Origin of the sequence: Agrobacterium sp. RC10-4-1 (assembly GCF_014138475.1) — a bacterium.
Lineage (GTDB): Bacteria > Pseudomonadota > Alphaproteobacteria > Rhizobiales > Rhizobiaceae > Agrobacterium > Agrobacterium pusense.
Map to the genome: position 1 here is coordinate 18453 of NZ_JACJIT010000003.1, position 21485 is coordinate 39937.

General features: G+C 59.1%; 17 protein-coding genes. 10 read left to right on the forward strand and 7 right to left on the reverse strand.

Going from position 1 to position 21485, the window contains the following annotated elements:
• Nucleotides 1-60 precede the first annotated feature (60 nt).
• Nucleotides 61-960 (forward strand): LysR family transcriptional regulator, encoded by a 900-nt coding sequence (locus tag FHW77_RS08640; protein ID WP_004440165.1) that lies wholly within the window; start codon nt 61-63, stop codon nt 958-960.
• A 3-nt stretch (nt 961-963) separates the two neighbouring features.
• Here FHW77_RS08640 and FHW77_RS08645 read toward each other — a convergent pair whose 3' ends face one another.
• Nucleotides 964-2238, reverse strand: coding sequence for a DUF3422 family protein (locus tag FHW77_RS08645; protein WP_004440163.1), 1275 nt, complete (start codon nt 2236-2238; stop codon nt 964-966).
• A gap of 288 nt (nt 2239-2526) precedes the next feature.
• On the opposite strand from FHW77_RS08645, the gene FHW77_RS08650 reads away from it, so the two are divergent.
• The 7 genes from FHW77_RS08650 to FHW77_RS08680 all read left to right on the forward strand — a co-directional run bounded on the left by FHW77_RS08650 (nt 2527) and on the right by FHW77_RS08680 (nt 10130).
• Nucleotides 2527-3300, forward strand: a complete 774-nt coding sequence (locus FHW77_RS08650; protein WP_004440160.1) for a FadR/GntR family transcriptional regulator — start codon at nt 2527-2529, stop codon at nt 3298-3300.
• A gap of 103 nt (nt 3301-3403) precedes the next feature.
• A complete protein-coding gene (locus FHW77_RS08655) occupies nt 3404-4750 on the forward strand; it encodes a glycosyltransferase family 4 protein (protein WP_004440158.1) in 1347 nt (448 codons plus the stop codon).
• Nucleotides 4747-5493 (forward strand): HAD-IIB family hydrolase, encoded by a 747-nt coding sequence (locus FHW77_RS08660; protein ID WP_004440156.1) that lies wholly within the window; start codon nt 4747-4749, stop codon nt 5491-5493. Before FHW77_RS08655 ends, FHW77_RS08660 begins: the two co-directional genes overlap by 4 nt.
• A gap of 286 nt (nt 5494-5779) precedes the next feature.
• A complete protein-coding gene (locus FHW77_RS08665) occupies nt 5780-6220 on the forward strand; it encodes an NUDIX hydrolase (RefSeq protein ID WP_034495984.1) in 441 nt (146 codons plus the stop codon).
• 161 nt (nt 6221-6381) lie between these two features.
• Nucleotides 6382-7887 (forward strand): inorganic phosphate transporter, encoded by a 1506-nt coding sequence (locus FHW77_RS08670; protein ID WP_004440151.1) that lies wholly within the window; start codon nt 6382-6384, stop codon nt 7885-7887.
• A 14-nt stretch (nt 7888-7901) separates the two neighbouring features.
• A complete protein-coding gene (locus tag FHW77_RS08675) occupies nt 7902-8639 on the forward strand; it encodes a 16S rRNA (uracil(1498)-N(3))-methyltransferase (RefSeq protein ID WP_004440149.1) in 738 nt (245 codons plus the stop codon).
• Between the two features lie 117 nt (nt 8640-8756).
• A complete protein-coding gene (locus FHW77_RS08680) occupies nt 8757-10130 on the forward strand; it encodes a glutamate--cysteine ligase (RefSeq protein WP_004440148.1) in 1374 nt (457 codons plus the stop codon).
• A gap of 179 nt (nt 10131-10309) precedes the next feature.
• Here the strand turns inward: FHW77_RS08680 and FHW77_RS08685 are convergent, their stop codons facing one another.
• On the reverse strand, nt 10310-10591 hold the full coding sequence (locus tag FHW77_RS08685) for a YjiS-like domain-containing protein (protein ID WP_004440146.1): 282 nt from the start codon (nt 10589-10591) through the stop codon (nt 10310-10312).
• Nucleotides 10592-10794: 203 nt separating this feature from the next.
• Between FHW77_RS08685 and FHW77_RS08690 the strand changes: the two genes are divergently transcribed.
• Complete coding sequence (locus tag FHW77_RS08690) at nt 10795-11745, forward strand: LysR substrate-binding domain-containing protein (protein ID WP_004440144.1); 951 nt, start codon at nt 10795-10797, stop codon at nt 11743-11745.
• Between the two features lie 52 nt (nt 11746-11797).
• Here FHW77_RS08690 and FHW77_RS08695 read toward each other — a convergent pair whose 3' ends face one another.
• A complete protein-coding gene (locus tag FHW77_RS08695; protein ID WP_022555670.1) occupies nt 11798-14236 on the reverse strand; it encodes a DUF1217 domain-containing protein in 2439 nt (812 codons plus the stop codon).
• A 365-nt stretch (nt 14237-14601) separates the two neighbouring features.
• Here FHW77_RS08695 and FHW77_RS08700 point away from each other — a divergent pair, with 365 nt between their 5' ends.
• Nucleotides 14602-15168, forward strand: a complete 567-nt coding sequence (locus FHW77_RS08700; RefSeq protein ID WP_004440141.1) for a DUF6101 family protein — start codon at nt 14602-14604, stop codon at nt 15166-15168.
• A gap of 76 nt (nt 15169-15244) precedes the next feature.
• Here the strand turns inward: FHW77_RS08700 and ubiA are convergent, their stop codons facing one another.
• From ubiA to FHW77_RS08720, 4 genes are all read right to left on the reverse strand, one after another.
• On the reverse strand, nt 15245-16198 hold the full coding sequence (gene ubiA, locus FHW77_RS08705; RefSeq protein ID WP_004440139.1) for a 4-hydroxybenzoate octaprenyltransferase: 954 nt from the start codon (nt 16196-16198) through the stop codon (nt 15245-15247).
• Nucleotides 16199-16317: 119 nt separating this feature from the next.
• On the reverse strand, nt 16318-17118 hold the full coding sequence (locus FHW77_RS08710) for a MipA/OmpV family protein (RefSeq protein WP_034496302.1): 801 nt from the start codon (nt 17116-17118) through the stop codon (nt 16318-16320).
• Between the two features lie 283 nt (nt 17119-17401).
• Nucleotides 17402-18658, reverse strand: a complete 1257-nt coding sequence (locus FHW77_RS08715) for a cyclopropane fatty acid synthase (protein ID WP_004440136.1) — start codon at nt 18656-18658, stop codon at nt 17402-17404.
• Between the two features lie 168 nt (nt 18659-18826).
• On the reverse strand, nt 18827-21151 hold the full coding sequence (locus tag FHW77_RS08720; RefSeq protein ID WP_182590445.1) for a Tex family protein: 2325 nt from the start codon (nt 21149-21151) through the stop codon (nt 18827-18829).
• Nucleotides 21152-21485 lie beyond the last annotated feature (334 nt).

Genomic DNA, 21485 nt, shown 5'->3' on the forward strand with positions numbered 1-21485 from the left:
TGAAGCTGCGCAATCAAATGTTATGGATTTTTTCTATTCTGGAAACAATCGAGGGCAACTATGACAAATCTGGGTGATCTCGAAGTCTTTGCCAGCGTTGCCGCCTCCGGCAGCATGTCGCTTGCTGCCAAGGAGCTTGGTTATTCGCCCGCCGTCATTTCCAAGCGCATCAAGCGATTGGAAGAAAAGCTCGGTGCCCGGCTGTTCCAGCGCACCACGCGACAAATCTCTTTGACCGAAGCGGGGCAAGGCTTTTACGAACGGGTGCTGGCTGTTCTCGAAGGGCTGGAAGAGGCGGAGGATTTCGTCTCCGGCCGGGCCAATACCGTCAACGGCACGCTGAAGGTTTCCGCACCCACCTCTTTCGGGCGCATGCATATCGCGCCACATCTGAAGACATTCATGGAGCGGCATCCGGACCTGTCGGTCAATCTGGTGCTGAGCGATGAGTTCATCGATATTATCGAGGGCGGTTACGATCTGGCGATCCGTATCGCCGATCTCAACTCCTCCAGCCTCGTGGCCCGCAGGCTGGCACCGGTGCGGCGCGTGCTTTGCGCCTCGGCCGACTACGTAGCCGCGCATGGCATGCCGGATACGATCGAGGATCTGAAGAAACATCGCTGCCTGCCGGCGCACAATAATGACATCTGGCGGCTGGAGGGACCGGGCGGCGCGCTCAGCATTCGGCCTGAAGGCATGCTGGTCACCAATTCGAGCGAGGTGATCCGTGAGGCGGTGATATCAGGGCTTGGTGTTGCGCTGCGTTCGACATGGGATATCGGCCATGAATTGCGAAGCGGGAAGTTGGTGCAGGTGCTGCCCGGTTATGAAGGGTCGCGCAACGTCACACTCTCGGCGGTTTATCCCAGCCGACAGTTCCTGCCCGCCAAAGTGCGCTTGTTCATCGATTATCTCGCCGCGCTTTATGGGCCGTCGCCCTATTGGGAGCAGGGCTGACACTCAGTGCCCGCCCTCCGCATGGGAGCGGCGGATGCGGCGCACTACCCACCAGACGCCAAGCACGGCGAAGGGCACGGAAACGCCGGTGACCACGGCCGGGTCGACCGGCAGCACATCATGGCTGATTGCCTTGGTGAGATAACCGATAAGCCCGACGACATAATAGGAGATGGCGGCGACAGACAGGCCTTCCACCGTCTGCTGCAGGCGAAGCTGCATGGCGGCGCGCTTGTTCATGGTATTGAGTAGCACGGTGTTCTGCCGTTCCAGCTCCACATCAATCCAGCTTCGAACCAGAGCCGTGGCGCGATAGAGCTTGCGCGACAGGTTCGCCTGCCGCTCTTCCACCGACTGGCAGGTGCGCATGGCCGGCGCCATGCGCCGCTCCAGAAAACTGCCCATCGTCTCATGGCCATGAACAGGCGTTTCCGCGAGCGCCCGTATGCGTTCGCGCACGATGCCGTCATAGGCGCGGCTGGCACCGAAACGATAGAGGCTGAGGGCGGCATTGGCTTCGAGTTCCGCAGCAAGCCGGGTCATTTCGGCCAGCAGCGCATCCGCCTCGTCACGCGCGCCGTTTTTCATGCGTTGGGTGATGCCCGTCAAGCCATCCTCGATGCGGCGGATTTCCGGCGAGAGCGTCTGCGCCATCGGCAGGCCGAGCATGGCAAGCGTGCGATAGGTTTCAATATCCAGCAGCCGCTGCACCAGCGCGCCGCGGCTGTAATCGCTGAGGCCCCGGTCGATCACCAATATCTGCGTCAGCCCATCGCGATCCTGCCTGAAATCGGTGAGGATGGCCGCCTGACCGTCGCGCACGTCGCTATGACAGAGGCTGGTCGGCTCGAAGATTGTTTCCGCCTGCGAGGTAAAACCACTCTCCGGCCGAATTTCCAGCCGCACGCCCGAGATCAGCGAGCCGGGCGGCGAAAAGCCGTCACCGAAGGGATCGCCGGCAATCTCCCCGCCAAATTTTTCCGGCGCAGGGCCATCCCAGAACCAGGTCGAAAATTCGGTATGTCGCTCCCAGCGCAAGGTCCCCTGCCCCCACGGCATGGCGTGGTGACGCGCATCGCGTTCCGGCGGCGCAACACCGCGGCTGCGCGACATTTCCGCAATGACGGAATGGTGCACGGCCGAGCCACCATCCATCATGAAGGCAAGCTGGATGATGATGCGCGACGGGGCAAGCAGCACCGTCGGCCGCGCATGCACCTCGCCCAATGCCAGCGACCGTTCCGGCGCGCTTGCGAATGCAAATCTACCCTTTGCCATTGCGATATCGTCCCCGCTTTTATGGCTGATGTCTAAGGCATCGTTTGTGATGACAACACCACGATCGACGCCGATGTCACTGTTTTGATCCACCTGACAGAAAAATCCGCTGTAGTGCCCCTGTCGGGACCGCTTTAACAAAAGCCAATTCAAAAAGGCAGATGCCGTGTTGCCGCAGGCATTGATACAGCGAGCGAGAGAACTGGACAGAATATTTGACCAGTGCGAGACTTGCCTGATACTTTACACGATATCAAACACGGGCGGATTTCGCCGGGGACTTCTGCGATGGACGAAACGCTTTTTGCGCGCATCGAGCACAGCCGCACATCGCAGGAGGTGATCTTACGTTTCGAAGAACTGATCCTCGACGGCATATTGCGCGATGGCGACCGGCTGCCCGGCGAGCGGGAACTGGCGCAGAAACTCGACGTCTCGCGGCCTATCCTGCGCGAAGCGCTGAAGGAACTCGAAACCCGCGGACTTCTCGTGAGCCGGCATGGTGGCGGCACTTATGTCGCCGATATTGTCGGGCCGGTCTTTTCCGATCCCTTAAGCGCGCTGATCACCCGCCACAGCCGGGCGACGCGGGATTTTCTCGAATATCGCCGTTATATTGAAGGCATGACCGCCGAACTTGCCGCGCAGCGGGCGACAGAACCGGACAGGCGCAACCTTGCCGCCATTGTCGAGCGGATGCGCGATGCGCACGAGGCAGGCCGCTTCGAAGAGGAACTGGCGGGGGATGTGGAGTTTCACAACGCCATCGGCGAAGCGGCGCACAACATCGTCCTTATGCACACGCTTCGCTCCTGCTACCGGCTGTTGAGCGACGACATCTTTTATAATCGCCACATCATCTTCAGTATCGCAGGCGCCCATGACGAGGTGCTGAGACAGCATGTCGCCATTTACGACGCCATCGTCGCCGGCGATCCGGCATCGGCACGGGCGGCGGCAGAGGCCCACATCGACTTCATCGTTGAGACGACATCCAGGGCGCATCAGGCGCGGGAATGGGACCGGATTTCCCGTTTGCGGCAGCAGCAGCGGAGTAATTAAAAACGCCCTCAGGCGAAATACGCAATCCATTTTATTCAGGTTTTGATGGAACCTTTTGTGCTCTTTGGTCTTTTTATCGGGTTAATTGGAAAAATTTACCAAGATGGGACCCATGACAACCACGAGCGAAACTGAACGCTATCCGCGGATAGCTCTCATATCGACGCATGGCTATGTCGCCGCGCATCCGCCACTGGGCGCGGCTGATACCGGGGGGCAGGTGGTTTATGTGCTTGAGCTTGCACGCAAACTCGGCCAACTCGGTTATACCGTCGATCTTTATACCCGCCGCTTCGAAGACCAGCCGGAATTCGACGAAGTCGATGAGCGCGTCCGCGTGGTGCGCATTCCCTGCGGCGGGCGTGACTTCATTCCCAAGGAATATCTGCACCGACACCTGATGGAATGGTGCGAAAATGCGCTGCGTTTCATCAAGAAAAACGATCTCAACTACTCCTTCATCAACAGCCACTACTGGGATGCAGGCGTCGCCGGTCAGCGGCTTTCCGAGGCGCTGAAAATCCCACATCTGCATACGCCGCATTCGCTGGGCATCTGGAAAAAACGCCAGATGGAAACCGACTATCCGGAAAAGGCCGATACGTTCGAACTGGAATTCAATTTTAAGGAACGCATTCAGCACGAACTCATCATCTACCGCAGCTGCGACATGGTGATCGCCACCACGCCGGTGCAGCTCGACGTCCTCATTGAAGACTACGGGCAAAAGCGCAAGCACATCCACATGATTCCGCCGGGTTATGACGACAACCGCTTTTTTCCGGTATCGGATGCGACACGGCAGATGATACGCCAGCGTTTCGGATTTGAAGGCAAGGTGGTGCTGGCGCTCGGACGACTTGCTACCAACAAGGGCTATGACCTGCTGATCGACGGCTTTTCGGTTCTTGCCGAGCGCGAGCCGGAGGCGCGCCTGCATCTTGCCGTGGGCGGCGAGAACATGGACGAGCAGGAAACCACCATCCTCAACCAGCTCAAGGAGCGGGTGAAATCGCTCGGGCTGGAGGAGAAGGTGGTATTCTCCGGCTATGTCGCGGATGAAGACCTGCCCGACATCTATCGCGCGGCCGATCTCTTCGTGCTGTCCAGCCGCTACGAGCCCTTCGGCATGACGGCCATCGAGGCGATGGCAAGCGGCACACCGACCGTTGTTACCATTCACGGCGGATTGTTCCGAGCCGTCAGCTATGGTCGCCATGCGTTATTCGCCGATCCCTTCGACAAGGAGGATCTTGGCATCACCATGATGAAGCCGTTCAAGCACGAGCGACTCTATGGGCGCCTCTCCCGCATGGGCGCGCATAAGGCGCGCAGCCTCTTCACATGGACCGGGATTGCTCAGCAGCTTCTGGCCGTGGTGGAAGGCAGGACCATGATGCCGGTCCTCGAGGAAGCCGACTGGGCCGAACCATGGAATGACGGCGATTGAGACCGCTTCGCCTTTTTTCAACGGATCTCGACGGCACCGTCGTGGGCGATAATGACGCCACGCGGCGGTTCCGGGATTTCTGGCAGTCATTGCCGGACGATCGCCGTCCGGTTCTGGTGTTCAACAGCGGCAGGCTGGTGGATGACCAGCTCGCCCTTCTGGAAGAAGTGCCGCTGCCCCGACCTGATTACATCATCGGCGGGGTCGGCACCATGCTGCATGCCAAGGAGCGCAGCGACCTGGAGAGCGCCTACACGCATTCGCTCGGCACCGGATTCGACCCAAAGAAAATTGCCGATGTAATGAGCGCTGTTCCGGGCGTGACGATGCAGGAGGAGCGTTACCAGCATGGCCTCAAGTCCAGCTGGTTCCTGCATGACGCAGATGAAGCGACACTGGCCGATATCGAGGCTGCGCTGATCGGGGCCGATATCGAAGCCCGGATCGTCTATTCCAGCGGGCGCGATCTGGATATATTACCGAAGGCCGCCGACAAGGGCGCGGCGCTCGCATGGTTATGTGGACAATTGCGTATCGGCCTCGACGAATCAGTGGTAGCAGGCGATACTGGCAATGATCGGGCGATGTTCGAGTTGACGGACATTCGTGGCGTCATTGTCGGCAACGCCCTGCCGGAGCTTGTATCGCTGGCTGATCTCGACAGCCGTTATTTCCGCTCGGGCGCGTCCGAAGCGGACGGCGTGGTTGAAGGCCTGCGCCATTGGGGACTGCGCCCCGCCTGAAGCGTTCCGTTATCGATGCTTTGGTTGCGGACGGTGTGAAAAGGACGCATCCGTGAGACCGCAATCGGGCTGTTGGCCGGGGAACCACCCGGTCGAAACTTTGTTCGCAAATCTGCCGCATCATCTTTTCCGCAGGCTTCACAAGCGTGAAGACAGTAGTGGGTTATGGAGGTTGGGGGATTGGCGGAATTTACGGGATATCTATATTAGCAATTATCATAGGCAGGCAAAGAAGGACCTATTCGGATTGAAGATTTTGAATCGATTGGCGACAGATGTTGGCTTGATGTTGCGCAGACCGCCGCGGCAGCAATATGCGGCGCTGTGCTATCGGTTCTCCAAGAAAAATCCGGGGCCTGAAGTGCTGCTGCTGACAAGCAGGGACACGGGACGATGGGTCATTCCCAAAGGCTGGCCCATGGCGCATAAAAAGGCCCATGCGGTAGCCGAGCAGGAAGCCTATGAGGAAGCAGGCGTCAAGGGCACGGTGGAGAAGGCCCCCTTCGGTTACTACGAATACGAGAAAAAACTGAACAGCGGCATCAATGTGCCATGCAGGGTTCAGGTGCATCTGCTCGAAGTTTCCGAAATGCAGGATAGCTTTCCTGAAAAGGAATCCAGGCGACTGGAATGGGTCAGCCCCCAGGAGGCGACCAGACGGGTCAACGAGCCGGAACTGAAAGCGCTGATGCTCGCTTTCGACAAACGGATGACGCATTCAAAATAGTGCGGCCGCCCCAGGTGTGGCAATTTGCAGTTTGTTTTTCCAACACGGCTTTTATCGTCTTTCCTTTTGGAAAGATGTACGAGATGTAACAGTCTTTCTGTAAATTGCCTTCAACCTGCGACACTGCCGGACGAAAGGGAATGCTGGCAAACGAGGTCTGAATGGCATTGAAGCCGCCATCAAACATGAAGCCGACGCTCGACAAGGATCTCGACAAGATTACCCGTGTCGAAGAAGCGACGCTGCATGTCACACAGCAGCTTGCGGGCCTTGGCGCCGGCTTCATGTTCGTCGTTCTGGCGGCGGTCTTCGCCGGCGCTTTTGTCGTAGGCACTTCGGGCGCCGTCATCATCATCGCCGCCGTCGCCATCGGCGCCTATATGGCAATCAATATCGGCGCCAATGACGTGACGAACAATGTCGGCCCCGCGGTCGGCGCCAAGGCGATGCCGCTTGCCGTCGCGCTCATCATCGCCGCGATCTGCGAGATTGCGGGGGCGCTGATCACCGGCGGCAATGTCGTCGAAACCATTTCCAGCGGCATCATCAACATCGAGACCATTCCCGACAGAACCGTTTTCTCCTGGGCAATGCTGTCTGCGCTTCTCGCCGCCGGCCTTCTCGTCAATATCTCGACCTGGACCAGAGCACCGATTTCAACCACTCATACGGTCGTGGGCGGAGTCGCGGGCGCGGGCATGGCCGCCTACGGAGCAAAAGCAGTGGACTGGCTGTCGCTCGGCAGCATCGCCTTCGCATGGGTCCTCGCGCCTTTCATCAGCGCCGCCATAGCCATCATCATCCTTGCTTTCATCAAGGAATTCATCATTTACCATGAGGACAAGATTGGCGCGGCGCAGCGGTGGGTGCCGGTCCTCATCGGTTTGATGGCGGGTGTTTTTACGGCTTATCTCATCTGGGTCGGGTTGCGGCAGCTCATGCATGTGTCGCTTGGCCACGCCAGCCTGATTGGGCTGGTGACCGGGCTTGTCGTCTGGCGGCTTGGCGTGCCGATCATCCGCAAGCAGTCGGAAGGACTGGAAAACCGCAACCAGTCGCTTCGCATCCTGTTCCAGTGGCCGCTCGTTCTCGCCGCCGGCCTGATGTCCTTCGCGCATGGGGCTAATGACGTTTCGAACGCCATTGGCCCAGTCGTGGCCATCGTGCGGGCCCTGCATGACGAGGCGGTGAGCACCTCTGCACGTGCGCCGCTGTGGGTGATGCTGGTCGGCGCCTTCGGGCTCTCCTGCGGTATCCTTCTTTATGGCCCGCGCCTCATCCGCCTCGTCGGTGAGCAGATCACCAAGCTCAACCCGATGCGTGCCTTCTGCGTTTCGGTGGCAACTGCGCTCACCGTTCTCGTCGCCTCGCGTTTTGGTCTGCCGGTCAGCACCACCCATACGGCGATCGGCGCGGTGTTCGGCGTCGGCTTTTTCCGTGAATGGTACACGCAATCGTCCCGCAGGCGGCAGGATCTGGTCCAGGTTGGTGACGGCCAACCCCGCCGGTCTGACAAATATGCCGACAATCCTTCGGAGATACGCCGCCGATATCTTGTCCGCCGCTCCCACTTCATGACGATCATCGCCGCCTGGCTGGTCACCGTTCCCTCCAGTGCAGCGCTCGCGGCGCTGCTCTACTGGTTCATGTCCTTCCTCTTTCTCTAAAGCCGAAAAATCCCATGCGCGCCAATTTCCGGATGCAACGCCTGTATATCGAAGCCAGCCTTGCCGAAGGCGTCGCGCTGGAGGCGACCGCCGAACAGTTCAACTATCTCGCCAATGTGCTGCGCATGACCGATGGTGCGGAAATCCTGCTGTTCAACGGTCGCGACGGCGAGTGGAGAGCGAAACTTGCCTTTCCGAGCCGCAAGAAGATCGTGCTCGTCCCCCTCGAACAGACGCGGCCTCAGCCAAACCCCGCGGACCTGCATTATCTTTTCGCGCCGCTGAAAGTCGGGCGCATGGATTACCTGGTGCAGAAGGCGGTGGAGATGGGGGCCGGCCTGTTACAGCCGGTGATGACACAGCATGTCCAAGGCAAGATTCACAACACCGAAAAATTGCGCGCCAACGCCATCGAAGCCGCCGAGCAGTGCGGCATACTGTCCCTGCCCGAGGTAGCCGAGCCGGTGAAACTGAAGGACATACTGGACACCTGGCCCCACGACCGGCGCATCATCTATTGCGACGAAGGCGATACGGGGCAAAATCCGCTGCCGATCCTGCAGGCAGTGAAGGAACGCAAAATCGCATTGCTGGTCGGTCCGGAAGGTGGATTCTCGGAGGAAGAAAGGGAGCTTCTGCGCAGCCTCGACTTCGTCACCCCCATTCCGCTCGGGCCGCGCATTCTGAGGGCAGATACGGCTGCGGTTGCCGCACTGGCGGTCATTCAGGCCACGGTCGGCGACTGGAACTGAATGCTCCGTTGCTCTTCATGCATCTTTAAAAGAAATTCATTTGCCTCCAGCTACGATACGGCCCTATCTGCCAATCATATGCCTCGCCGCAACAGAGACGTCATAACAAGGTAAGCCATGGCACGCGACACGACCGACCAGACCCCCCTTTCCTCCGTTACGGAGCTTACCGATTATCTGGCGGGCGGTAACAAAGCTGAAGCCGATTTCCGTATCGGCACCGAGCACGAAAAATTCGCCTTTTTCCGCGAGGACAACCGGCCGGTTCCTTATTTCGGCGATGCCAGCATTTCCGCACTTTTGAAGGGCATGCAGGAGAAGCTCGGCTGGGACCCGATAATGGACGGTGAAAACATCATCGGCCTCGGCGAACAACACGGCATGGGTGCCATCTCCATCGAACCGGGCGGGCAGTTCGAACTTTCGGGCGCGCCGCTTGAGAACCTGCACCAGACCTGCAAGGAATCCAACCAGCATCTGGCGACGCTGCGCGAAGTGGCGGAGCCGATGGGCATCCGTTTCCTCGGTATCGGCGGCAGCCCGCTGTGGACCTTTGACGAAACGCCACGCATGCCGAAATCGCGCTACGCGATCATGACGCGCTACATGCCGAAAGTCGGGACCAAGGGTCTCGACATGATGTACCGCACCTGCACCATTCAGGTTAATCTCGACTTTTCATCCGAAGCCGACATGCGTCAGAAGATGCGCGTTTCCATGAAGCTGCAGTCTCTGGCAACGGCGCTTTTCGCCTCGTCGCCCTTTACGGAGGGCAAGCCGAACGGTCTTCTCTCGTGGCGCGGCGATATCTGGCGCGATACTGACAATCGCCGCTCGGGCGTCTTGCCCTTCACCTTCAACGAGGATTTCGGGTTCAAGGACTATGTGGAATGGGCGCTCGACGTGCCGATGTATTTCATCGTGCGCGACGGCAAATACCATGATTGCACTCATGTCACCTTCCGTCAGTTCATGAATGGTGCGCTCAAGCGCGAAATCGCCGCATGGGAACCGACCATGGGCGACTGGACGAACCATCTCTCCACCCTGTTCCCCGATGTGCGCCTGAAGCGTTTTCTGGAAATGCGCGGCGCCGACGGCGGCCCGTGGAGACGCATATGCGCCCTGCCAGCCTTCTGGGTCGGCCTTCTCTACGATCGGCAAGCGCTGGACGCTGCCGACGCACTGACGGCGGCCTGGAGCTTCGACGAGGTCATCGCCCTTCGTGATGCGGTTCCGGCCAAGGGACTGAACGCTGAAATCGCCGGCAAGCCACTTCTCGGTATCGCGCGCGAAGTGCTCGATATTTCCCGCACCGGACTGAAAAACCGCAACCGGCTGAATGGCGAAGGTCAGGACGAGACCGTATTCCTGTCCTCGCTGGACGAGGTTTTGGCGAAGAAAACGACGCTCGCCGAAGACTTGCTGGCGCTTTACAATGGCCGCTGGGGCGGCTCGGTTCTTCCTGTGTTCGAGGAATACCAGTATTAAAACCAGCGGAACCGCTTCGGGTTTTCGCGAGAGCGCCAATCGCAGACATAAAAAAACCCGGTGCGGCCGAGGGGGCCTGACACCGGGCAAAGGCAGGGCTATTGGCAAATCACCCTGCGGGGAAACCTTTCGGCTGGAGGGCCTCTCCGGCAGCTGGAGGCCCGCCGGATGGCACTATTTCAAAGGGTCTTGAACCTTGTTACGGCCCGTCGACGTGCCGCGCGGGTCAGATGAGCGGTGGGATCTTCCAGCAGGCCCGTGTTGAGGGCGTCGCTGACGTCCGATCTTGCCAGGCCGATATCGGCGAGAAGACGATCATCCAGCTCGGTGAGGCCATTCGCCACGATACGATTGTAGATGCGCTGCACGAAGGTCTTGACGCGGAAAGCGACGCGGCGGAACGTATCGTTCGGCCGTGCTGTTGCAAGTTCCAGTTCCATTCTCCGTTCTGCCGTGCGCATGACACTTATCCTTTCGTAACGGCACGATGCGGCACCGCCCCCGGCGCACCACGCGCGAGAAGCTGCCTCGGGTTGGGGGCCTGACGTTTCGCCGGCCCGGGGTTGAGATTGATTTGCTTGGTGTCAAAATGTCGCAAGACTATTGATCAGTCCAACGAATGTTTCTAATGTAAGACATCAATCATTCTGATGGATGACCATCCATGTCCGCACCTCTCGACATAGACCAGCTGCACACCTTCATCGCCATCGTCGATACGGGCAGCTTCACCAAGGCCGCAGACCGCGTTTTCAAGACACAGTCCGCCGTCTCGATGCAGATGCGACGGCTGGAAGAACGCATCGGCAAACAGCTCTTCGCCAAGGACGGGCGTGGCAACCGCCTGACGGCGGAAGGCGAAAAGCTGATGAACTATGCCCGCCGCATCATCCGCCTCAATAACGAGGCGATCGCCGCCTTCGATGACAACCGGCTGGAGGGCACGCTGCGCATCGGCACGCCCGATGACTATGCCGACCGTTACATGCCCGAGATCATCGGGCGCTTCGCGAAGACTCATCCGAATGTCGAGCTTTACATCGTCTGCGAGCCGTCGGTTAGCCTTGCGGAAAAAATGGCGCGCGGCGAACTGGATATCGCTCTCGTCACCCACAATCCGCGGGCCCGCTCGTCGGATGTGGTGCGCACCGAACCGCTGTGCTGGGTCGCTTCCGCCAACCATCCGCTGAAGGACGATGCCCCGGTGCCCCTCGCCGTCGGACGACGTGACTGCCACTGGCGCCAGCTCGCCTGTTCGGCGCTCGATGCCGATGGGCGCGACTACCAGGTGCTATTCACCAGCTGGTCTTCAACCGTCGTTGCCGCCGCCGTGCTGGCGGGCATGGCTGTTTCGGTGCTGCCGGAATCGGCGCTGCGCACCGGCATGAAGGTTCTGACCGCCGCAGACGGCTTCCCGCCGCTGCCGCCGGTGCAGATCGGCCTGATGAAACGACCGGGCCTTTCCCCATCGCTGGTGAATGCCATCACCGACCATATCACCGCCTGCCTCGACAATATCTCACCGATGAGCGTGGTCGACGAGATGGACAGCGATGTGAAGACCTATCCGAAGATGCCGCGCCTGCGCGCCGGACATATGCTGCCGGGCTGGTAATCCGGCGGCGGATCGTCGAGCGCCCCCTGCTGACAAGCCGGTCCGAACGCGCCTATCGCGCGCGCAGCGTCGCTACCGCCAGCAGCGTATCGCCGCTGATTCCCGCAGAGCCGCTGCCATTGAACAGCATCATGATGGGATCTGTGGTGTTCTGCGCGTTGTCATACATGACGGTAAAACGCGCGACGAGCTTCTTTACCTTTTCCGGGTCCTGAAAATCCTTGATGTCGAAATATTTCTTCATCATCGCCACCTGCGTATCGACCGGGGCATTGCCGAGTTCGTCAGGAATGCCGAAGGTGGTGTTGATGAAACTCTGGATCGCGGTATCGGCAAGAATGGAATAATAGGACGTCGTGCCTGCCGCGATGCGCTTGAAATAAAGCGCCAGACGGACGCCGGCATTCTCTTCGCCCGCCTGCGTCTCCAGGGTCTGGGTCAGATAATTGTCCAGTGTCTCGTAGAGACCGCGCCGTGTCTGGATCAGGCTGCGGTCTTCGTGAAGGATATTGCCGTCAGAATCGAAGTTGAAGGCGGTGACGAGACGGCGGAAGACCGGATCCATTTCCTTGTTGAGATAGCTTTCGCCATCATCCAGTTTCGACGAGAACATCTTCTGCAGCTGTTCCTTCGTCACAGTTTTGGGATCGATGCCAAGCGATTCCATCGCGAATTCCGTGAGACGATCATTGCTCAGAAAATCCTTGAGGGTCTTGATCTTCTGCATCTCGCCCGTGAAATATTCCGCCTCCTTCTTGGCGGTTTCCTTGTCTTTCTCAGTGCCGAAAGCCGACTTCTTCTTGATGTAGTCAGCCGACATGGTCTGCATCTCGATTTCCGACTGTGCCAGCACCGGGGAGCCCAGGCTTCCGTCCGGTGCGAAGTTGAAAAGCTCCGCCAGTTTGACATATCGCTCGTCTTTCAGCGTATAGACGTAGCTCTTTTTGTCCTGAAGATCGCTGGTGAGGACCTTGCGGATATCCGCCGCATTCACCTTGGCCGGATCGAGGCCGACGGCCTTCAGCGCATAATTATAGACTGCGCTGCTGTCGAGGAAATCCTTGACGGAGGTGACGCTTCTAATGTCACTCTTGAATAAGGTAAGCGCCTTCTCGTCGGCGGCGTCATCCTTTTCGCCGTAATGGGTCATGTAGCCGCTTGTCGTGGTCGCGGTCTGCAGCGTCGTCTGCGGCGTCGTGCCGTCGGCAAGCGTTCCGTCCGTCTTGAAATTGAACGCGTTCCTCATGGCGAGGTAGCGCTTGTCGTTCTTGCCAAAAGTCGCGATGTAATTGTTCGGGTCGTTCAGGTCGCTGGTCAGGATATTCTCGATCGTCGCCGTCACGATCGTCAGGTCGTTAAGGTCAAAGGCAACCTTGATATAGTTGAGGAGACGCGTATCCGAGAGCAGTTCGTCCACGGTCTTGATCGAACCGATCTTCGATTCGAAATAGTCCCGGTTCAGCGTGGCGACCGTCGGTGTCACGCGCGGTGCGCTGCTGATGTAGGCATCCGTCATCACCTTGATATTGTCAGCTTTCTGCGCTCCGCCGGCGGCAACGGTGCCATCGTTTTTGAATTCGAAGGCGGCGGCGAGCTGTGCCATCTTGTTATATTGGGTAACGGCATTTGAAAGCGTCGTCTGTTCTGCGGTGATCGCGGCAAGCTTCGCTTCCCACTCGCTCTTGGGTGGCAACACGGCTTCGAGCTGCGTCAGCTGGTCCTGCCTGGTAACTTTTTCCGCCTCGAGCGCCGTGCGCTGCTCGTCTGTCAGTTCCGTTCCCGCGAGCGAAGTGTCGATTGCGGCGATCCGCGCCGTGACCTCCGCGTGCAGTTCGATATTACCTTTCATGGTCAGCTTTTCGACCGCATCATTATAGGCAGCGCCAAATTTCTGATTGAGGTAGCTGTCGGGATCGGCGATGTCGCTCGTCATCAATCCCCGGATATGGGAATAGGTATAGGTCTTCTCATCGATGCTGAAGACCTGAAATATATAGGCGCGGGCCCTGTCGTTCTGGAGCAGCTGATCAACGTTGGTGACCGTGCCGATGATCGCCTTGTAATAGCGGGTCTCTTCGGCAAGGCTGTCATCCATGTCGGTGATCGACGTCCCGTAGAGCCCGATCATCTTGTCGAGCTGTGCCTCCGTCTGAACCGTCTTTGTCGACGCCGTGAAATTGAAGGCAGCGGCGAACTCCCGATACCGCTCGTCGGTCAGCTTGTTGGCGAAGCTGTTCTGGTCGTTCAGGTCGCTCTCCAGCACCTTTTTCATGAAAGCTTTGGCATAGGTCATCTCGCCGAGGCCGAAGGCATCCATGGCATAGGAATAGAGCTGATAGTTATCGAGGAATTCATCGACGCTTTTCACATTGCCGATGTTTTCCTTGTAATATTTCGTCTGACGCTCGGTGATTGCCTGCTGCGACACGCGTGAAATGCTTGTCTTCATATCGCGGTTGATGAGGTCGTAGCTGAGATAAGTCGATACCATCCGAATGCCCCCTGGAGCCTCGCTCGTCCCCGTGGGACGTCGAAACTCCGCTTGAATCCGCCCCACCATGCCTCCATCCGGAAGCGCGGCAGGGCCCGACGCGACTATGCAGGACGCGCCTTGCCCGGAGCTTGAAAGAGCACAATTTCGACCGGGATAAAAACCGCATTGTCCCGATCTCCTTTACCCAAGCGAAACCATGCCACAGTGTGTTTTGCTAACCATTTGGGAATGCAAAGTTTTCTTAACCGCGATTTTTAAGCAGTCTCGAACAGGCGGCGGATATTCTCCTGACATCAGAGGACGAAAAGTCCCGATGAGAAGACCGGAAACCGGCTCTCAGGTAAAACAAGGGTAGAATAAACATGACCAAGACCGTTCTGAAGCCCGACTGGGCCGTCGCCACTCTCAGGTTAGACCCGGCACGTTTTCCGCAACAGGTCACCTATGGAAAAGGCAATGGCGCGACCGATGTCGCCGTCACCCTCGATGAACGGGGCGCCGTTCTGAGAAAGGTTCTGTCCTCTTCCGGCCTGCCTCTGTCCTTCGCCCTGCCTGCCCGCGCCTTCAAGGGTGTTGCCGCCCGCGCCATCGACCATGGTGACGGGCAGGTGACGGTGACTCTCGAACTGCATCACGACGATCCGGATCTTTGCGTTCCGCTTCTCGTCGCCCACGATCTGTGCGATATCGCCGCCGACTGGCGCAGCTGGTCCGAGGCCTACCGCATTCCCATGCTGATGGTGGAAGCCGATGGCGTCGCCCGTCCGCTGGAAGAACATCTCGGCAAGGTGCGCACCCAGAATACCCGTCCGCGCCGCCGCCATTCCTATTTCGCGGAGCGCCGCCCGCGCTTCCTCGTTCGTCGTTCCACCGGTTCGCTCGGCATGAGCATGAAGATCGAGGGCAAGGAAATCATCGCCCGCAACTGATCTTCTTCAATCCAGAACACAAAAGCCCGGCGCGGATGACGCGACCGGGCTTTTTCGTATTCGCTATTCCAGCAGCTTACACCAGCAGCAGCGGCAGAGTGAGCCCTGCGAAAATCAGCACGCCGACGCGGTTGTTGGATTTGAACAGCACGAGACACTGGTCAACGTCATCGATATCAAGCACCCATACCTGCCGGAACAGCATGAGAGCCGCGGCGGCAAGTCCGCTATAAGCAATGACGTTAACACCCGCCGTCCAGAACGACAGGAACATCATGGCAAGGGCTGTGCCATAAAGGAAAACCAGCCAGCGATGTGTGTTTTCTCCAAACAGGAGGGCGGTAGAACCGATGCCCACCGCCGTGTCATCTTCCTTGTCCTGATGGGCGTAGATTGTATCATAACCGATCGTCCAGGCGATGGAGCCGACATAAAGCAGGACAGCCGGCCAGGCAATTGATCCGAACTGCCCCGCCCAGCCCATCAGCGCGCCCCAGGAAAAGGCAAGACCGAGGAAAAATTGCGGCCAGTTGGTGAAGCGCTTGGCGAAGGGATAGATCGCCACGAAGAACAGCGAGAACATACCGGTTGCGATTGCGAAACTGTTGAACTGCAGGAGGACGACCAGCCCGGCAAGCGCCTGCAGGACGATGAAGACCTTGGCCTGTCCGCGGCTCACCCGGCCCGACGGCAGCGGTCGCGAGCGGGTGCGCGCCACTGCCATGTCGATCTTGTGGTCGGCCAGATCATTATAGGTGCAGCCCGCGCCGCGCATCGCCACCGATCCGATGAAGAACAGCACTAGGTGCCAGAGCAGCGTGCCCCAGGAAAAGCCGCCGGTCGACACCGCCGCGTTGGCCGCGAGGGCTGCGGACCAGAAGCATGGCCACATCAGCAATTGCCAGCCGATGGGTCGATCCCACCGGGCCAGCTGCGCATAGGGCCAGAGGGGCCTCGGCAAAATCCGATAGACCCAGTTATTGGATGGCGCGTCGGAGACGCGGTCTGACAAATCGCTGTGGTGAACCATGGGATGGTTCTACAGCATCAGCCGCAAAATCGGAATGGATTTCAGCAGCCGACCGTACACGCAGAAAAGCCCCGCAGCTGTTCGCGGCGGGGCTTTTCAGGAGCATATCTCCACTCGTGTCAGGGCAGGGAGAAATTGAATTTGTAGCTCGCCTGAACCCCGATGATGAACTGGTTCTTCGAACCGCGCTCGCGCACGAGCGAACTGTCCGCGGCATCGCCGGTCAGGCGGCGATATTCCGCAAAGGAGCCGACTTCAGCATTTTCGGTGACTTTCCAGGTGATGGCGGCGCCGATACCGGCCGAATGCAGGCCGCCGCCCGGGCTATAGGGCGATGGCGCGCCGGCGGCCGTCTGTGCCGCACTCACACCGTAATAACGTTCATTGTATTTGCTGCTCACCCACGTGGCGCGCGGGCCGGCCGAAATCTGGATGCCGGGGGCGATATCGGTGAAGGCATCGACAGCGACATCTCCGACCACGCCGCTGTGGCTGCGGATGCCCTGACGAACTTCGCCGCGAACGCGCAGCCAGTCGGTCGGATAAGCCTCGGCAAAACCACCAAGCTCGCCGCCGCGCTTGATACGCGTCATGCCCTTCAGATCGGCAGAATCACCCTCATCACGTGGAGAAATCAGGCGGCCGGCAAGACCCATGCTGATCGGGCCGTTATCCAGAAGCGAGATCGAGGCGCTGTCGTTCCGGGAGGTGAAACGGGCGCCCTGCCCCTGACGGCCGAGGGAAATGATGGGCGAAAAGCCGAATTCATTCTTGTTATCGCCCTGATATTTCGGCGCGGTGAAACCCGCGCCGCCGAGTTTCAGATACCAGTCGCCGGAAAACCAGCCATCTGCATGGGCATTGCCCACGACAAAAAGCGATACGACACAGGCGGCAACGGCCGCTGATGGCTTGAACATGAAAGAACCCCAGAAACGCAATACAGACAGGTGTCCGTAGAATTAGAGGGATTGTCTTTCCATTCGATTAACCAGTGCGTTAAGACGCAGACACCACTGCGAGGCTCACGGCACGGCGCCAAACTTCTCGTTCGTCATGCTCGGGCCTGTCCCGAGCATCTGCGACCAAAGGACTTTACGCATCGTGGATAGATCCTCGGAACAAGCCCGAGGATGACACCGAGATTGCGGAGACGCTTGTCAATACTCTCCGCAATTCGGTCACTCGTCGCCCACACCGTCGTCAGAATGTCACTTTCTCCAGCGGCGCCCGGGTCTTCTCAAACTCCAGCAGCTTTGCCTCGTTCTGCGCAATGTAGTCGCGATTATGCGGCACGGCATCGCGGTCCTTGGCGATCTGGATCTGGAAGATGTGGAAGTTTTCATGGGTGAAGGCCATTTCCGACCCCGCCAGATAAAACTCCCACATGCGGAAGAAGCGCTCATCGTAAAGCGCGATCGCTTCTGCCCTGCGTGCCACGAAACGTTCCCGCCAGTGGCGAAGCGTATGGGCATAATGCATGGGCAGAATTTCGATATCCTTTACCAGCAGCCGCGACTTCTCGAGGGCCGGCAACACTTCCGCGAGCGATGGGATATAGCCGCCGGGAAAAATATATTTTTCGATGAAGGGGTTGGTCGCCAGTGCCGGATAGGGCTGACCGATGGAATGCAGCACCATCACGCCCTTGTCATCAAGCACCTCCGCCACCTTCTCGAAATAGTCGCGATAATGGGTCGGCCCGACATGTTCGAACATGCCGACGGAGACGATGCGGTCGTATTTTTTCGAGGCAGGCAGATAACGGTAATCCTGCAACTCGAAGCGGACATTGCCGGCAAGACCGCGTTTTGCGGCTCGGTCACGGGAAACGCGCAGCTGTTCCTCGCTAAGCGTGATGCCGGTGACATCGGCTCCGGCGCTCTCGGCGATATACATGGCCATGCCGCCCCAGCCGGAGCCGATTTCCAGAACACTCTGGCCCGGCTCGGTCATCAGCTTGGCGGCGATGTGCCGCTTTTTCGCGACCTGCGCCTCATGAAGGCTGATGCCGGGCGGATTGAAATAGGCGCAGGAATATTGCCAGTCCTCATCGAGAAAGAGGTCAAACAGCTTTGCGCTCAGATCATAATGGTGGGCGACGTTGCTCTTGTTGTGATTGACCGGCAGATGCATCTTGATGCGGGCGGCGATGATGCGAGCCATGCCACGCCAGATCATGCCGAAGGACAGGGCTTCGCTCAGCGTATTGCTTTTGACCAGCGCCAGAAAATCATAAATGTCGCCTTCCGCGACCTTCACGCGGCCTTCCATGTACATTTCAGCAAGCTTGAGCGCCGGATCGGCGGCAATCTCCTGCATGGCGGCTTCGTCGGTGAAGTTGAGAACCACCTTCTTTCCGGCACCATTGCCGAATGCGCGGCTGCCGCCGGGGCTGTTGACGGTCAGATCACCGTTCTTGATTATCTTTTCGAGAAGAACATGCAGAGACGACGCCATGGCACCCCCAATTGCTAAGTCTCACTTATCAATTTTGCTGACCGTATTCCTTTCGGCATAAGTTGCAAGATAGTCTTATTTCAAAAAAATTGAACGATTTCATCAAGCAAAAAGCCCTGCCGAGGTGTATGGCAGGGCTTTACTCAGAAAAATCATTTCAACCGCAGGTCAGCGCCGCTTCATGGCTTCAGCCAGGGCAGCTGCCAGTGCACCACCGGATTGCGACCCCTCGTTGCGATCTTTGGGCTTGGCTGTCGCGTGGCGCATGGCGTTTGTATTGCCCCTCTCCCGCATCGGCTGCGGCGCAGCCTCACCACCATCCTTACGCATGGTCAGCCCGATGCGCTTGCGCTTCACATCCACTTCAACGACTCGCACCTTGACGACATCACCCGCCTTGACGACCTCATGCGGGTCTTTGACGAAACGGTCGGCGAGCTGCGAGACATGCACCAGCCCGTCCTGATGCACGCCGATATCCACGAAGGCGCCGAAGGCAGCCACATTGGTAACGGTGCCTTCCAGCAACATGCCGGGTTTCAGATCGGTGATCTCGTCCACACCCTCGGCAAAGGTCGCGGTCTTGAAGCTCGGGCGCGGGTCACGGCCGGGCTTTTCCAGTTCGGCGATGATGTCCTTGACGGTCGGCAGGCCGAATTGCTCATCTATGAACTTCTTAGGGTCAAGCGACTTCAAGGTGGCGCTATCGCCCATCAGCGAGCGCAGATCGCGGCCGCAGGCGGCGACGATCTTCTTCGCCACGCCATAGGCTTCCGGGTGAACGGACGAAGCATCCAGCGGCTCCTTGCCGTTTGGAATGCGCAGGAAGCCCGCGCATTGTTCGAAGGTGCGCTGGCCGAGGCGCGGCACTTTGAGCAATTCCTTGCGGCTCGCGAATGGACCGGTCTGATCGCGATGGGCAACGATGGCATCGGCAATCGAGGCACCGAGACCGGAAACGCGCGCCAGAAGCGGCGACGAGGCCGTGTTGAGGTCCACGCCGACGGCATTCACGGCATCTTCCACCACGGCATCGAGCGAGCGGCTGAGGCGGCCCTGATCGACATCGTGCTGGTATTGCCCGACACCGATGGATTTCGGCTCGATCTTCACCAGTTCCGCCAGCGGGTCCTGAAGGCGGCGGGCGATGGAGACTGCTCCACGTAGCGAAACGTCGAGATTGGGGAATTCGGCCGCCGCCCGCTCCGAAGCGGAATAGACGGATGCGCCCGCCTCCGACACGATTACCTTGGTGGGCTTTGTACCTGAAGCGGAAGCCGGCAGCTGGGCCAGAAGATCGGCCACCAGCTTTTCCGTCTCGCGGCTGCCGGTGCCATTGCCGATGGCGATCAGCTCGACACTGTGCTTGCGAATGAGCAAGGCGAGTTCCGCCTGCGCGCCGCGCACGTCGTTCTTCGGCTGGAAGGGGTAAACCGTCGAGGTGTCCAGCAGCTTGCCGGTGCCATCGACCACGGCCACCTTGACGCCGGTGCGGATGCCCGGATCGAGACCCATGGTGGCGCGCGATCCGGCGGGAGCGGCCAGCAGGAGATCCTTGAGGTTCCGTGCGAAGACGTTGATCGCCTCTTCTTCCGCCCGCTCACGCAACTCGCGCATCAGGTCGAGCGACAGCGACATGGAGAGTTTCACGCGCCAGGTCCAGCCGGCGACCTCCATCAGCCATTGATCGGCGGGGCCAGCATTGCGGATATCGAAGGCGGCGGCGATGGTGCGCTGCGCCGGCTTCACCGGTGCGGGATCGTCTGCATCGACATCGATCGTCAATGTCAGAATTTCCTCGTTCCAGCCGCGCAGCATGGCGAGCGCCCGGTGGCCCGGCACCGCCGCCCAGCGTTCGGAATGGTCGAAATAATCGGAAAACTTCTCGCCGGCCGCCTGTTTGCCATCCACCACCTTGGCGCGGAAGGTGGCGTTCTGGCGCATGTAATCGCGCAGGCGGCCAAGCAGATCGGCATTTTCCGTCATGGTTTCAGCCACGATGTCTCGCGCGCCCTCGAGCGCCGCCTTCACATCGGCCACCTCTCCCTGCACATAGGCCTCCGCCAGTTTCGCCGGATCGGCGGCGCGGTTTTCCCATATGGCTTCGGCAAGCGGGCCAAGACCCCTTTCGCGGGCGATTTCGGCGCGGGTACGACGCTTCGGCTTATAGGGCAGGTAGAGGTCTTCCAGCTCAGCCTTGGTGCCCGCCTGCATGATCTTGACCATCAGCTCATCGGTCATCTTTCCCTGCCCGCTGATGGAATCGACGATGGAAGAGCGACGGGCATTGAGTTCGCGCAGATAGACAAGGCGTTCGGAAAGCGTGCGCAGCTGGGTATCGTCAAGCCCTCCCGTCACTTCCTTGCGGTATCTGGCGATGAAGGGAACGGTCGCGCCCTCGTCCAGCAGGGTCACCGCCGCCTTTACCTGATCGGGGCGGGCGTTGATTTCGGAGGCGATGAGCGTGGCGAGGCGGGCGTTGTCTGCGGTCATATGGGTCTCTGCTGTCATATCTGGAGCGGCGACCATAATGTCTGATTGTGGCGTGACAACAAGAGGCGACAACGATTCCACAGGAAAGGCTGACTTCAGGGGAAAGACAGGCAATTCATCGTAGTGACCGCGGCGTCTCGAAAAGCGATTTCTGATGCAGAACGGCACCATCCGCACACCGTCACCCCGGACTTGATCCGGGGTCCAGTGCGATCAAGTCCTTGATCGCTTAAGACTCTTTCACGGCGCAGACGCGCCGTGGCTGGATGCCGGATCAAGTCCGGCATGACGGAGGAGGGATTTGCAGCCTCTGTTCGCAGGCTGAACGCGAGGC